Below are 13,537 nucleotides of genomic sequence, written 5' to 3'. Positions count from 1 at the left end.
TTAACTAATCGTTCGCGGGCATTTTTATAGTGAATTTATGCTTGCACATCCTTTTGGATTTGGTAACATTCATCTCGCTGGAGGTGCTGAGCGCTTAGCATCATCAGTATAGTTTATATGTTGCCTGTGTCATTTCATTTTGGCAGGTAATTATCACGAAATACGCTCTTTAACAATTTAAAAAAACTCTCTGAACGTTTAACGTTTGTTAGAGAGCATAAATAAACTCACCCATTCTCCATTTGAGGTTATCTTATGACTCTAATTCTCGAAAAATTGAGAACCTTTAGCATTAACCCCACGGCTCTCATACAGAAGCAATTATTCCAGTTGCCCCCTGATTTGGTGAGGTTTCGGATCGAACGTGCCCAGGCTCTATATTTTTTTGCCCTTAACGACAAGACTTCGGCGTTACGCCGCTTTTATCTTGTTAATGAGGACCTAGCAAAAGACTTAGGTGATGCCGCGAAGCTATACTGTTTCGTTCCCTTTCGATTCCAGTTGGGTCCGACTGGTATCATGCAAGTAAATATGCTTGCGTCTGACAAATACAGTATTTCGAAGCGACAAGCTCTTGAAGCTGACTCAGAGGTATTCTCTGTCACCCGCCTAACTGATGCATATGAATTTACTACATTCACAGACCATGATATAGAACCAATTGGAGATGTTGAACTAGATCATATGTTACATCTAGCCTTTGCAGACTCGATCATAGAACATCGTGAAGATCCAATATTTAAAAGGTATTTTAGTCTCCCAGATAGTGAGGGGAGTGAACAGTACAATGCTATTATTCCAACTACTATTGAAAATGAATTAATAACAGCATCATCTTCATATGATGACTTGCTTAATATTGACATTAACATCGACAGCATTAATGCACTCCTCTGAACGTAATTTTGCTGAGTCATATAGACAAAGATTGTTATTGAATGCTATCCCCACATACAAATATATTACCCATCTAAATCCCCGCTATTCGTCATCCGACGAGCATTTAACTCCTCTTATTCGTAACCAGACCCCATATCTATACGCCAAAGCCAATGCATTTATCGATACCAAGGGCGTAGAAATGCGCCCGTTTAATCTCTCGCTACTAGCTAAAACCCGTCAACAAGATACAAACCTTGTTGTGCAAATGATGAGAGTTAACAATATGTTGCTTTCAAACAACAATCTCAGGAACTGCTCAGTACCATTTCATACGACGACTGGTCGAACCACAAACATCGGTCCAAGCCTCTCTTCTTTCAAGAAGAATTTATGGTCCGAGGTGCTAAATCCTGCTCCCGGATACCAGTACGTCTTGCTCGATTATATGAACCAAGAGCCCATCATCTCAGCCTGCCTTGCCAGTGCCCACGAGATTCAGGCCATTTATCGACAAGCCGACTTGTACGAAAGTATGAGAAAACACCGCGACCTCGCTGGTTTAAATCGGGGACGCATTAAAGGTATGCTGCTCCCCTATCTGTATGGCCAACGTTCTGACTCCTATGCCAAGGAACATGGCATACCCTTGGCAGAAGCCCAGCGTTACTGGCTAGCCCTCGCTGAAATCTTTCACTTGGTTGACCAAGAGCTGAACCGACGCTCACAGCTTGCCTTCAAAAATGGTTTTGTCAGTTGCTTAGATTGGGCGGCCAGAGTGACGCCCCTTAGTGCCCCCCTCTCAGTACGCAACTGGCCCGTCCAAGCCACAGGAGCTGACATCCTCCGCCGTGCAGTTATCGGCCTAGTAGATGCGGGTATCGACCTACGCCTCACTATCCACGACAGCTTTCTCTTGCGTGTTCCAATTGCTGAACAAGAACAGCAGATAGCGAAAGCGATCACTGTGCTCAAGCAAGCTAGCGCCTTAGTGCTGGACGGTTTTGAGCTGAATGTGAAGGTGGATGGTGTTTTCGATGGTCAAGTGGGGGTAGTGTGATGGTGAGCAAGAAATTTGATGCGGTTGAATTCAGTACAGCATATCTGGCTACGGTTAAGCTCTATAAGGGCCCTTACGTTGTGTATGAAAATCAACCAGGGATATGCCATACACACAAATCCGATAGAGTCATAGCATCCATTCGCTCCTTCGCAAGAAGTCGCGGCGAACGCCTCAACGAAAATAGGCTAAAAGATGTGTTGGATGAAATTGCAGCCTTTGCCTTTGAAGATGCACAGCCTGTTGTTGTTCACAACAGAGTGGCACCTTATCTTGAAGGGTACATATACAATTTGGGTAACGGTCGTTTTCTCCAGAATATGGGGACGGGTATCAGCGTTGTCTCCACGCTGCCAGAAGGAATTTTCTTCACTGAAACTAATACCATGCTGGCTATGCCAGAGTTAGTCCAGAAGTTTGATATCAAAGCATTGCTGAACTTGTTCAACTGCAATAACAACGCACAGAAGCTGCTGTTGCTGGCGTGGCTGACATATACAATCTCTACCCCCAAAGCTGCCCAGCTACCGTATCCGATACTAGTGGTAAAAGCACCAGCGGGTTCGGGTAAGTCCTTTATGTGCAACAAAATTATTAGGCAGTTAGTTGACCCATGTGCAGTACCTAGCCAAGCAATGCCGAAAAACATCAAAGATATCGCGATTTCATCTCAGAATAACCATGTGCTGATTTACGATAACCTGCGATTTATACGTCAGGAACTGAGCGATGGTCTCTGTGTCGTCGCCACTGGGGGATCTCTTGCTGGTCGTAAATTATACACTGATGGTGAAGAGTTCAGCATGGATATGCGCTGCGCTCTTGTATTGAACGGTATACATACTTTTGTAACGGAAAGCGACCTAGTTAGTCGATGTCTGAATATCACTCTCAAGTCAATACCGGATGAAGCGAGATGCTCAGAATCTGAATTGTCGGCAAAACTCGACGAGCAGCTACCGTCCTTAATTTATACATTACATACATTAACAGCCAAGATCATTGCTGCGAAAGGCTCTGCAAAGGTACTCTATCGAAGCCGCATGGCGGATTTCTCTCTTTGGGTTGCTGGTTTAGAAGCTGTGCTTGGCCAAGAAGCAGGAGTACTACAAGAGGCATACAAACAGAACGTTGAACAAGCAAAGGTAGCGGGTGTTGTGGATGACTCTCTCTTCGTTTCCTTGTCCACCTTTGCTCAGCGTTACTCCAAGAGCAATCCTTGGCACGGTACTCCCCATGAGTTGCTCAGCGCTTTGGAAGCCCAAACGTCTGTCGGTCTTGGGTCAGACATGCCCAAAAGTGCAGCCGCTATGTCTCGGAAGCTACATGTACTACTAGATGCCCTTACTAGCAACGGAGTGCATGTCATCCGTGGACGGGCCACTGATCGGTACTACAACGTCTGGTTTGAGCCAAAAACGAGTCAAAGTCGTGACGATGGCGTCGAGGTGACGGAACATCCTGCAGTCCCGTCGAGTTCGTCCCCACACGTCGATGCTACCCATGCAAGTGACTTTGACAACACAGAGGAGTTGCTCGGATGAGTATGCAACCGACAGACTGTTTGCGAGATATTCTTGCCAAACTGCAGACGACCCAAGATGTTAAGCCCAAGAAGCACCCCGCAGTGATACTGGCCGAGAAAATCGAGGTCCGCCTGTTCGCCAAGAACAAACTCAGGCAGACCAAGACCGTCTACCCCACTGATGAGCTCTGGGACTTGTTCAGAGTCTTATTCATCAACCATTTCGGCCCCTGTGAGGAAGCTCGGCTGAAAGCCTGGACCTACAGCCTCAAGTGCAGGGGGCGAGTGCAGGTGCTTAATGCCTTGTACGACATCCTAGAGGAACGCTACCCCGAAGTGAAGTTTGAGCGTAGGGAGGCAAAACCTAAGCGGAAGTAGTAACAACACTTGCCCCAGCGTAACAGCTGGGGCTTTTTTACGCGACAAACATTCGATGCCTCTTTTGATCAAATTGTTCCACCCGCCGATGCGTCCCCTTTTATCTAGATCATTTTAATCGGCTAAGATAATGCTATACTGTTTTTTTATACAGACATGAAATGGCTGGTTGTCACATGGTGAAACGTCAAGCCTCTCAAAATGAGGTATAAACCGTGAACTGTATTATTTGCTTAGATAAGAACCCGATCACGAAGGATAATCCATTAACAGACGAACATATAGTCCCAGAATTCATTGGTGGAACTCTTACTGCAAAGAATGTTTGTAAAATATGTAATAGCAGGTTTGGTCATGGTTTTGAGGGACGCTTATCTAACAGTTTTATTTTTAAACTTAGCAAACAAGTCTACAACATTTCTGGTAAATCAAAGAAAACGACCTCAGCATTTTCTGGTTTATATGACCATCCATCTTTAGGCAAAGTTAGAGTCAATGACGACAACAGAGTTATAACTTTACCTAATATCGATATTATTGAAGATGATGATGGGTTAGATATAATCCTAAAAATTGATAAACAGGATCAGCATAAAGCCAAAAGCATGCTCGCAAAAAAGTTACAGCGTGTTTATGCAGAAAAAGGAAAAAGCTACTCCGATACGCAATGCTATCATGCAGCGGGAAAAATACTTGAAAATGCTGAAAAAGAGACATTTGTCACACAGCCAACCCTTTCTGGAAATTTCATTATTGACCTAAAAGACACCCTACTTCTTCATTTAAAAATTTCGTATGAGCTACTTGTTTATCATTTTGGTCATCATTACATTTATGATTCAGTTGCATCTAATATAAGCGAGTCGCTTTTTGAACAAGAATTAAAGCAGGAACTGTCTTTTAATTTCATAGAGAATAAAGTATTAGAGCATCTATTAGACAAGGATAATGTCTGGGTTGTAATCAGTGGAAATATCTGCAATGTAATGGTATTTGGTTTTTTATCATCATTGAAATTCACGGAAACGAATAGCTCATTCAATACAGAAGAAATCATTTTATATAAATTTGATGTTAAAACTGGAGTTCACTCCATGCAAACATTAGCTTGAATATCGAGTGATACACCTATTTCCCTTTGGCGGTTATCCCAATCCGTTGATAAATGAATGAAGTCCAGTAGGAGGAGCCAATTCCCTCGTAGTTCAGTCGGTAGAACGGCGGACTGTTAATCCGTATGTCACAGGTTCAAGTCCTGTCGAGGGAGCCAAATTCTAAAGCCCAGCCTTTTGGCTGGGTTTTTTCGTATCTGCCTCAGAAGAGTCTAGAGAAGCCTAGATTACTCATCCCCACACTGGGGGCTGTCACGTCCACAAATAGGTCAATACCACGCCACAACCTGGCATGCTCACGGAGTGCTTGCTGATAGGCCCAAGTGGCGATAGCAGTAGAACGCTCGGCGTCGACGCTTACCAGATGGGCCAGCTCGTCTGAGAGGTACGCCCCGTGAATCAGGATATTCTGCTCGTACCAAGCATCCCTGTGCTCGGGAGCGGCAAGAAAATCCCGTTTGCTCCGATTACAGTTGGCGTGTGCCAGTACGAAGTTGTGGCCCAAATCGATTGGATAACGACGCCAGGGGATGAAATGGTCTACCTCACCACTCCCGTGTATCGCCTTGTTACAGTAAAAACAGGTTCCCCCCTGCAAGTCCCTCAATACCTCTCCTACTCGCCCCAGCGCCTGACGGCTTGAACCAAATAGAAAATTCTCCAACCCCACACTGGGGCCAATCAGTGGCTGATTACCCTTGATGTCGCAGATAAGCTGTAACCAATGCTGTCGGGAGAGGGAGACCACCAGATCGTAAAAGCGGTGGAGACAGTAGAGAATGCCGGGGTTAAGGCAGATATGATCCGCGCCCCTTTGGTGCGGATAGAGGTGGCACTCCTCTCGCCCACCCAGGATCTGCAGACGCCACAAGGGTCCCTCAACAAGGATGCGCCGAACTCGGGCAAGAAGAGGCCGCCAGGCGTCGTGACGACGCAGTGCAGTTACCGAGCGGACCCCCTCTTCACGCAGCCGGGACAACTCCGTCAGCATGATGGCCTGACGACCGCTGCTCTGTTTGAGCAAGGTGGCCGTTTCTCCCGTCGCCGAGTAGGGCAGACTGTGCTGCCAATAGAGCTCCACAAACGTGGTGGCCAGTTCGTCCAGCGTAATAGTGCGCGCCGCCATCAGCTCATGGGTCTCGGTACTGCGCTCAATTGCGATATCTGCAATCCCGTGAAGCAAGGCGCACTTGTAAGTGGCAACAAAGTCGCCTTCGGTAAAGATGCGTTGCAGATAGGCAATAAAAGAGAGTTGCTGCTCAGGGGAAGCGTGCATGTTCGCCTCCAAGGATCAGACTCTGCCAACTCAAGCCGCTACGCGCCAAGGCATCCCCCTGTGGTTCTGACACATGGAGCAGTGTCATCCCCCCCTCCAATGCAAGCCGCTCCACTTCATCGACAGCTACCGGATACATGGCTCGCTCCCGCATCTCCTGCTCCGAGATAACCAGGCGCAGACTCAGTACCAGATAACCATCTGGTGAGAGCAGCTCATGAAGACGTGCCAGCGCCAAGGGACGAGACTTCGGGGGTAGATGCATCCAGACAGCACTGAGCAAAATCAGATCAAAAGTGCCCGTCACGCGAGAGAGAGCCGGCATAGCATCATTGACCCACGTCACCGCAGCCTCACGGGTATGACATTGCCCCTGTAGAGCGAGTGCCTGACAGGGCTCGACAGCGACCACACAGTGGCCCCGATGGAGCCCGGCTAAAAACGCGGCATCACGACCACTGCCAGCCCCCACATCGAGCAACCTGCGCGGCGCAGCCAAAAACCAAGGTTCCAGCAGAGTGAGCCAGTCGCCGTGAACAGCGCGAGCAGATACCTGCTGGTAACGGGTCGCCAATTCGGTGGCGTGGCGCTGGTAGTAATCGAGGGACACAATGCGTTCCGATTGGAGAAGGAAGGGAAATAGTCTCACAAGATCAGTGGGTTGACCATGACAAGGACGACACTTTCCAAACATGAGCCATTAAGGATGCAGGGACATTTACCAAAACGGGATGCCAGCCAAAAGAACTGAGACCAGAGGGCTCTGAATGATGCCACCATTCAACATTTCGGGTAATATTCGGCCAACTCACTGATCTCTTGGCACTTATTATCGCCATGAGAGTTCAACGCCAGATGGAGATGGCTATTAATGAACTCGACTGATGTCGTGACCCTGTTTGGGGATGACAAAATTCTTTCTTTTGACCTTGAACTGACCCGGGATGAAAAACTCCGTCATCTGGGGGCCCTCCTGGCTGGTCGTGAACTCAATCTCAAGGGCCCGCAGGATCTCGCACTCAAGGAGTTAAATGCGCTGGCACAAGGGGCGGATGTGATCCTTGGTCACAATATTCTCGATTTTGATCTCCCCTGGTTGGCCAAACAGGCTGTACGCCCTCAGTTACTTCTCGAAAAGCCGGTAATAGATACCCTCTATCTATCTCCCCTTGCCTTTCCCAAAAACCCCTATCACCGCTTGGTCAAGGATTACAAACTGGTTCGGGATACCCTCAATGATCCGGTCGCGGATGCAAGGCTCGCATTGCAGATTTTCTCGGAACAGCTGATAGCACTACAAGCCTTACCCCTGTCCCAATTGCAGCTTTATCAATATCTGTTCGACCAGGGAGTCATGGCGCAATTTAACACTCAGGGTCTGTCACTGGTGTTTGCCAGACTGACAGGCCGCCCGCCAGTGCGGGTCTCGGAGCTACCCACTCTCATCAAGAGCATTGCCCATGAGAAAGCGTGCCCCAATCAGCTCAACCGAGTGATTGGTGATGCCCTGCGTCAACCCATGCTGTTGTTACCATTGGCTTATGCCTGCGCCTGGTTGCCCGTGTCCGGCGGGAACTCCGTGTTGCCCCCCTGGATTTGGCGCCGCTTCCCCCAGACTGCAGAGATCATTCACACAGTTCGTGAACGTCACTGCGGTCATGCTGACTGCAGCTACTGCCAGGAGAACCACGACGCACGCCGCCATCTGCAGCGAATTTTCGAGCTCGACAACTTCCGCAACCTGCCTGATGGGACACCATTGCAGAAGACCTTGATCGAGGAAGCCATGGCTGGCGTCGCACTGCTCGGCATACTCCCTACCAGCGGCGGCAAGTCGCTCTGCTACCAGCTCCCGGCACTGGTGCGCAACCAGCGCAGTGGTGCGCTAACTGTGGTGATCTCCCCTCTGCAGGCACTGATGAAGGATCAGGTGGACAACCTTAAACACAAGGCCGGTATTGAAGGGGTTGCCGCTATCTCGGGGCTGCTGACGCTACCAGAGCGAGGCGCGATTCTTGAACAGATCCGCATGGGGGATATCGCCTTGCTCTATATCTCCCCCGAGCAGTTGCGCAACCGCACAGTCAAACAAGCAATACGACAACGTCAAATCGGTGGCTGGGTATTTGACGAAGCGCACTGCCTGTCGAAATGGGGACATGATTTTCGCCCTGACTATCTCTACTGCGCCAAGGCCATCGCCACAATTGCCAAGGAACAGCAGGTCCCCATGCCTCCTGTCTTCTGCTATACCGCGACCGCCAAACCGGATGTGATTGAGGATATTTGCGCCCAGTTTCTCGATAAACAGCCCCGACCTCTTCTCAGACTGGAAGGCGGGGTTGAACGTACCAACCTCGAATATGCCGTCGTTGAGTGCCCCGGTCTCAATAAACAGGGTCATATCCTTAACCTGCTCGAGCAGTTCTTCGGTGAGGAAAAGCCCGGTTCCTGCGTTATCTACTGCGCAACCAAGCGCAGCGTGGACGAGCTGGCCGATTTCCTCGGTCAGCAACAATCCCTCCCTGTCTCACGCTTTTACGCCCGCATGGACAGTGCCCAGAAGAAAACCACCCTCGAACAATTTATCAATGGCGAGATCCGGGTCATCTGCGCGACCAATGCCTTCGGGATGGGGATCGACAAGGATGATGTGCGTTTGGTGATCCATGCCGATATCCCCGGCTCCCTCGAAAACTATCTACAGGAAGCGGGACGAGCTGGCCGCGATACAGCACAAGCCCACTGCGTATTGCTGTTTGATGAACAAGATATCGAGAAACAGTTTCAGCTCGAGGCCATGAGTGAAGTCAGCCTGCGCGATATCAAACAGATTCTGCGCGGAATAAGGCTCAGGGCCAGCAAAGGAGGCAAGCAGGATAACAACTCGCCACTGGTCGCCACCAGTGCAGAGCTCATCAACCAGCCAGAGGTGGAAACCAGCTTCGCTGCCGATGACAGCAATGCGGATACCAAAGTCAAGACAGCTATTGCCTGGCTCGAACGAGCGGGCTATCTGGAACGTAGTGACAACATCACTCAGGTATTTCAGGGGCGCCCTCTGTTTGCTTCCACAGAAGAGGCAATGAAAAGGGTAGACAGTCTGAAACTGGCTCCCAAGGCCAAAGCCATCTGGCAAGCTGTTATCCAGGCGCTGATGAGTGCTGCCGATGATGATGGTCTCAGTGCCGATGCCATTGCCGAAGAGGCAGGCCAATACATGGCAGACAAGGGAAGTGGTGTTCAGGCCAGCGAAGTGATGCGGGTACTCACCCAGATGGCGGATGTCGGTCTTCTCTCTCAGGGGATGTTACTGACTACCTGGCTTCGCCCCAAAGGAAGAGACAATGCCCGGGTGCTCTGCGGGCAAGTACACAGCATTGAAAAGGCGATGCTGGACACCTTGCGTGAAAAAGAACCCGAACCTGATACAGGGCAAGGGCTGATCTTTAACATTCGACTGGTCAATCAGGCCATCAAAGATCTGGGGCATGAGCGGTGTAACCCTGGCTTGCTGCGCAATTTGCTGACCAGCTGGGCCCAGGATGGTCGCTCGGGGGGCGAGAAAGGCTCCATTGATGTCAAATATCTCTCTCGGGATCTTTACCAACTCACCTTCAACCGAACCTGGTCCCAGATTGAGCAGACAATTGATCAACGCCATCGCGTCACAGGCGCCACCCTCGATTTTCTCTACACCCTGTTGGCAAGCAGCGAAGAGAGTGTCCAGCGCCAGGTGATGCTGTCATTTGCCCTGGAGCAACTGGTCAAATACCTGCGAGAAGACATGGATGTGGCTCAGCTCATGAACAAGCGGGAGGCAAGCAGCCAGCAGGAGTGGTTGCTCAAAGGGGCAGAGCGGGCACTGCTCTACCTGCATGAGCAACACGCCATCGTGCTGCAAAATGGCCTTGCCGTGTTCCGAAGCGCTATGACCCTCACGCTGACCGCTGAGCGGCAGCAACAATACAACAAGGCAGACTATCAGCCGCTTGAGCATCACTATCGCCAGAAGGTGATTCAGATCCATGTGATGAATGAATACGCCCGCATCAGCCTGGAACACTTCAAGAAAGCCAAAAAGCTGGTGACAGACTACTTCTCCATGGAAGCTGACAAGTTCCTCGGTCACTACTTCAAAGGGCGCAACAAAATCCTGGAGCTGGCGACCAGCGAACACTCCTGGAAGCGCATCGTCGAAGATCTTCACAACCGTTCCCAGGAACAGATCGTCCAAGCACCGCCCGAGCAAAACTTGCTGGTACTGGCAGGGCCGGGGTCAGGCAAGAGCAAGGTGATTATTCACCGCTGTGCCTATCTGATGCGGGTCAAGCAGATCTCCCCATCGCGGATCATGTTGCTCTGTTACAACCATAATGCGGCGATGTCCCTGCGCCGACGCCTGACCGAGTTGCTGGGGCGTGACGGAGCACGGGTCTCGGTATTCACCTTTCACGGTCTCGCAATGAGTCTGACAGGCAATGCGGTGCAAAACCGGACATCCGACGATATCGACTTTACCACCATCATTGATGACGCAATCAAGCTGCTCCGGGGAGAGCAGAACCAGCTCGGTCTCGAATTGGAAGAGCAGCGGGAAAAACTGCTCGGTGGGCTGCAATTTCTGCTCGTCGACGAGTATCAGGACATTGATGAACAACAGTACCAGCTTATCGCGGCACTGGTGGGCAAAAGCGAAGAGGATGAGGAGGCCCGACTGCATCTGATGGCTGTGGGTGATGATGACCAATCGATCTACGCCTTTCGCGACGCGAACGTCAGCTTTATTCGCCGCTTTGAGCAAGACTACAACGCCCAGACTCACTTCCTGACCTGGAACTATCGTTCCACCGCCCACATCATCGAGACCTCCAACCGCCTGATTGAGCACAATCAGGATCGCATGAAGCGTACACATCCCATCGAGATCGACGACAGGCGCAAGATGGAAATGGCTGGGGGGCACTGGGAGGGGATGGAGACAGCACAGGGTCGCGTCATCATCCAGCAGTGCCAGGATGCAGCCCAACAGGCAGCCGAGGTCGTGAGACATATCGCGCTTATCCGTGAGAAGACTCCCACTTGCCCGCTGGAATCTATCGCCGTGCTGGCCCGTAATGGGCTAGAGAAGGAGGAACTGGCCTGGGTTCGCTCGGCGCTGGCAGATGCCGATATTCCCTGTCGTTTTACTCTGGATAAAGAGAACGGTTTTCCTGTGCATCGCTGCCGTGAAATCTTGCGCTATCAGAATTGGCTACAACAGCAAGGTCATGCCCTGCTGACAGCGGAGCAACTTGCAGCCCCTCTCCCTCCACTCTCACTGGCCAACCGTTGGGAGGAGCTACTGCACAATCTGATTGCTCAATGGCAAGCCAGCCAGGGAGAGCACGCTCTTTCTGCCCACCACTTCCTGATGTTCCTCTACGAGTATTTGAGCGAGCAAAAGCGCCAGATCCGCTTCGGTAAAGGAGTATTGTTAAGTACGGTACATGGGGTTAAGGGGGAGGAGTATCGCCATGTGATACTGCTCGACGGCGGCTGGCAACGCGTAGCGGAGCTATCGAACTGTAACCTGGAAGAGGAGCGGCGTCTCTTCTATGTGGGGATGACACGTGCTATCGAAAGGCTGGTTCTCATGGCTCGCCACGATCAACGTAATCCCCATATTCCACTGATCGCCTCCCACTGCTACGTGCAGAGACCTAACGCAACCCGACCGGATAGACAACGTCGTTTCGCCATGATGGGTATGTCGCAACTGGTGTTGGGATATGCAGGTCACAGTGATGAAGGCCAGACTATTCACAACGAACTGAGAGCGTTGAAAGTAGGCGATGCCGTACGCATTGCCCCCGACAAACAGGACAGACTCCATGTCTATCACCGCAGTCACAAGATCGCTCGCCTCTCCCTACAGGGAGAAGAAACCTGGAAATTCGATGTGAATACAATCCGCGAAGCCAGAGTGATCGCCTTGGTAGAGCGGCGTAAAGAGCAGGAAAAGGATGACTATCAACCCAAGATGCGCAGCGAACGTTGGGAGATCCCCATAATCGAGCTGGAGTTATGAACCAAACTGGTAGCCCCCATGCTACCGGGATAGACCTTCACGACTTGCAGCACCTGCTGTGCCGGTACTGCAATAGGTGATAGTGAAAGCTTGGTGACTTGACGACACGTCGCTGCCAATAGCCTCAATTCAGGTCATAATCACCCAGCTTCCCTTACCTTGGAGTTTTTATGCGTCGATTCAATTTCATGCTCAATGGCAGCAGATTGATGATGTTCCCCTTCTACATTGGCATCCTCATCTGCGTGGTATTGCTGATGGTGAAATTTGCCATGCAGCTCTATCAGCTTTCTGTAAATATTTTCGAGATCCCCTATCTGGACCTCATTACCGGCGTGCTGACCCTGGTGGACTTTATACTGGTGGCCCAGATGCTCATCCTGGTCGCTATCTGTGGCTATGTGCAATTTATCCAGACGGAAGAGCAGCGTGCCTCCCTTAGCAGCAACTGGCTTAGCAAGATCAACTTTGCCTCCCTCAAGCTCATCGTCATCAACTCGCTGGTGACTATTGCCGGAGTGGAGGTGCTCAAGGCATTTCTCGAAGATGGCATCATCAACGAAGTCGATATGAAGTGGTCCGTGGTGGTGTTTCTCGCCTTCTCGCTGGCCGCGCTCATCTATGCGGTGACCGAGCGGATGGCGGAGCATAAATAGTCGAGCTTGATCACTGTGCTTGTTCAGCCTTGATTCACCAGCAATACAATTGATAACACTTTTCATTACTCTTACTGCGTTATAAACTTGCTCCCCCCGGGCTGCGCCGCCCGGGTGCTGGAGCCTTTATGACAAGCCTTTCTCTTTCACCCCGACAATTCTGGCAGTGGCTGGCCTACCACCATCAGGCCGCCGAGGGCACCCTCTATCTGATGTTCTTCTCCGGCCTGCTGCTGTGGGAACCGCTGACCCCGCTCTGGTCGCTGGCACGCTGGAATCTGTTTTTCCATGTGATACTCTCGCTCACCCTGTTCCCCCTGCTATTTGGCGCCTTCTGGCTCTCCCATCGCAGCTTGTTGAACCGCAGCAACAAACCCTTTTTACGCACCACGGGGCGGATTATTGAAGCCCTGCTGCTGATCTGTCTGGCCAGCGGCCTGCTGCTGGTGCTGCACGGCACTCCGGGCGATGCCATGGGCAACCTCGCCAGCTGGGCCCACTGGTTGAGCGCATTGGCGTTAACTCCTCTGGTGCTGCGCCACGCCTGGCGCTGGACCATCTTGAAATGGCGCACCTGATCC

10 protein-coding genes and 1 tRNA gene are annotated in these 13,537 nt (G+C 50.8%); 9 read left to right on the top strand and 2 right to left on the bottom strand.

Features of this window, described 5'->3' with window-relative positions; genetic code table 11:
- Positions 1-255 precede the first annotated feature (255 nt).
- The 6 genes from AB5Y73_RS02300 to AB5Y73_RS02275 all read left to right on the top strand — a co-directional run bounded on the left by AB5Y73_RS02300 (position 256) and on the right by AB5Y73_RS02275 (position 5,112).
- Positions 256-897: a hypothetical protein gene (locus tag AB5Y73_RS02300; protein ID WP_368147258.1), complete on the top strand. Its 642-nt coding sequence runs from the start codon at positions 256-258 to the stop codon at positions 895-897.
- A 37-nt stretch (positions 898-934) separates the two neighbouring features.
- Positions 935-1,939, top strand: a complete 1,005-nt coding sequence (locus AB5Y73_RS02295) for a DNA polymerase (RefSeq protein WP_181294996.1) — start codon at positions 935-937, stop codon at positions 1,937-1,939.
- Entirely contained in the window at positions 1,939-3,483 is a 1,545-nt protein-coding gene (locus tag AB5Y73_RS02290; RefSeq protein WP_107684943.1) for a hypothetical protein, read from the top strand. Before AB5Y73_RS02295 ends, AB5Y73_RS02290 begins: the two co-directional genes overlap by 1 nt.
- On the top strand, positions 3,480-3,842 hold the full coding sequence (locus AB5Y73_RS02285; protein WP_107684944.1) for a hypothetical protein: 363 nt from the start codon (positions 3,480-3,482) through the stop codon (positions 3,840-3,842). Before AB5Y73_RS02290 ends, AB5Y73_RS02285 begins: the two co-directional genes overlap by 4 nt.
- A gap of 215 nt (positions 3,843-4,057) precedes the next feature.
- On the top strand, positions 4,058-4,954 hold the full coding sequence (locus tag AB5Y73_RS02280) for an HNH endonuclease (RefSeq protein ID WP_107684945.1): 897 nt from the start codon (positions 4,058-4,060) through the stop codon (positions 4,952-4,954).
- An 82-nt stretch (positions 4,955-5,036) separates the two neighbouring features.
- A tRNA-Asn gene (locus AB5Y73_RS02275) sits at positions 5,037-5,112 on the top strand.
- 44 nt (positions 5,113-5,156) lie between these two features.
- Here the strand turns inward: AB5Y73_RS02275 and AB5Y73_RS02270 are convergent.
- Together AB5Y73_RS02270 and AB5Y73_RS02265 are read right to left on the bottom strand one after the other, a co-directional pair.
- On the bottom strand, positions 5,157-6,230 hold the full coding sequence (locus AB5Y73_RS02270; RefSeq protein ID WP_107684946.1) for an HNH endonuclease: 1,074 nt from the start codon (positions 6,228-6,230) through the stop codon (positions 5,157-5,159).
- Positions 6,214-6,840 carry a bifunctional 2-polyprenyl-6-hydroxyphenol methylase/3-demethylubiquinol 3-O-methyltransferase UbiG gene (locus AB5Y73_RS02265; protein ID WP_235655550.1) on the bottom strand — a complete coding sequence of 209 codons (627 nt, stop codon included), beginning with the start codon at positions 6,838-6,840 and terminating at the stop codon, positions 6,214-6,216. Before AB5Y73_RS02265 ends, AB5Y73_RS02270 begins: the two co-directional genes overlap by 17 nt.
- 261 nt (positions 6,841-7,101) lie before the next feature.
- Between AB5Y73_RS02265 and AB5Y73_RS02260 the strand changes: the two genes are divergently transcribed.
- The 3 genes from AB5Y73_RS02260 (at position 7,102) to AB5Y73_RS02250 (ending at position 13,534) form a co-directional block, all read left to right on the top strand.
- Positions 7,102-12,300, top strand: coding sequence for a RecQ family ATP-dependent DNA helicase (locus AB5Y73_RS02260; protein WP_107684948.1), 5,199 nt, complete (start codon positions 7,102-7,104; stop codon positions 12,298-12,300).
- Between the two features lie 170 nt (positions 12,301-12,470).
- Complete coding sequence (locus tag AB5Y73_RS02255) at positions 12,471-12,956, top strand: YqhA family protein (protein ID WP_005333692.1); 486 nt, start codon at positions 12,471-12,473, stop codon at positions 12,954-12,956.
- Positions 12,957-13,084: 128 nt separating this feature from the next.
- Positions 13,085-13,534, top strand: a complete 450-nt coding sequence (locus AB5Y73_RS02250; RefSeq protein ID WP_107684949.1) for a hypothetical protein — start codon at positions 13,085-13,087, stop codon at positions 13,532-13,534.
- Positions 13,535-13,537: the final 3 nt, after the last annotated feature.

The sequence above is a fragment of the Aeromonas sp. s7(2024) genome, from assembly GCF_040907825.1.
Classification (GTDB): Bacteria; Pseudomonadota; Gammaproteobacteria; order Enterobacterales; family Aeromonadaceae; genus Aeromonas; species Aeromonas veronii.
This window is presented reverse-complemented; position numbering and strand designations above follow the sequence as displayed.

What these genes read in the sequence shown, in the direction of transcription:
- AB5Y73_RS02260 (WP_107684948.1), top strand. Translation starts at nt 7,102, where the DNA reads ATGAACTCGACTGATGTCGTGACCCTGTTTGGGGATGACAAAATTCTT.
- AB5Y73_RS02255 (WP_005333692.1), top strand. Translation starts at nt 12,471, where the DNA reads ATGCGTCGATTCAATTTCATGCTCAATGGCAGCAGATTGATGATGTTC.
- AB5Y73_RS02270 (WP_107684946.1), bottom strand. Translation starts at nt 6,230, where the DNA reads ATGCACGCTTCCCCTGAGCAGCAACTCTCTTTTATTGCCTATCTGCAA.
- AB5Y73_RS02250 (WP_107684949.1), top strand. Translation starts at nt 13,085, where the DNA reads ATGACAAGCCTTTCTCTTTCACCCCGACAATTCTGGCAGTGGCTGGCC.
- AB5Y73_RS02285 (WP_107684944.1), top strand. Translation starts at nt 3,480, where the DNA reads ATGAGTATGCAACCGACAGACTGTTTGCGAGATATTCTTGCCAAACTG.
- AB5Y73_RS02290 (WP_107684943.1), top strand. Translation starts at nt 1,939, where the DNA reads ATGGTGAGCAAGAAATTTGATGCGGTTGAATTCAGTACAGCATATCTG.
- AB5Y73_RS02300 (WP_368147258.1), top strand. Translation starts at nt 256, where the DNA reads ATGACTCTAATTCTCGAAAAATTGAGAACCTTTAGCATTAACCCCACG.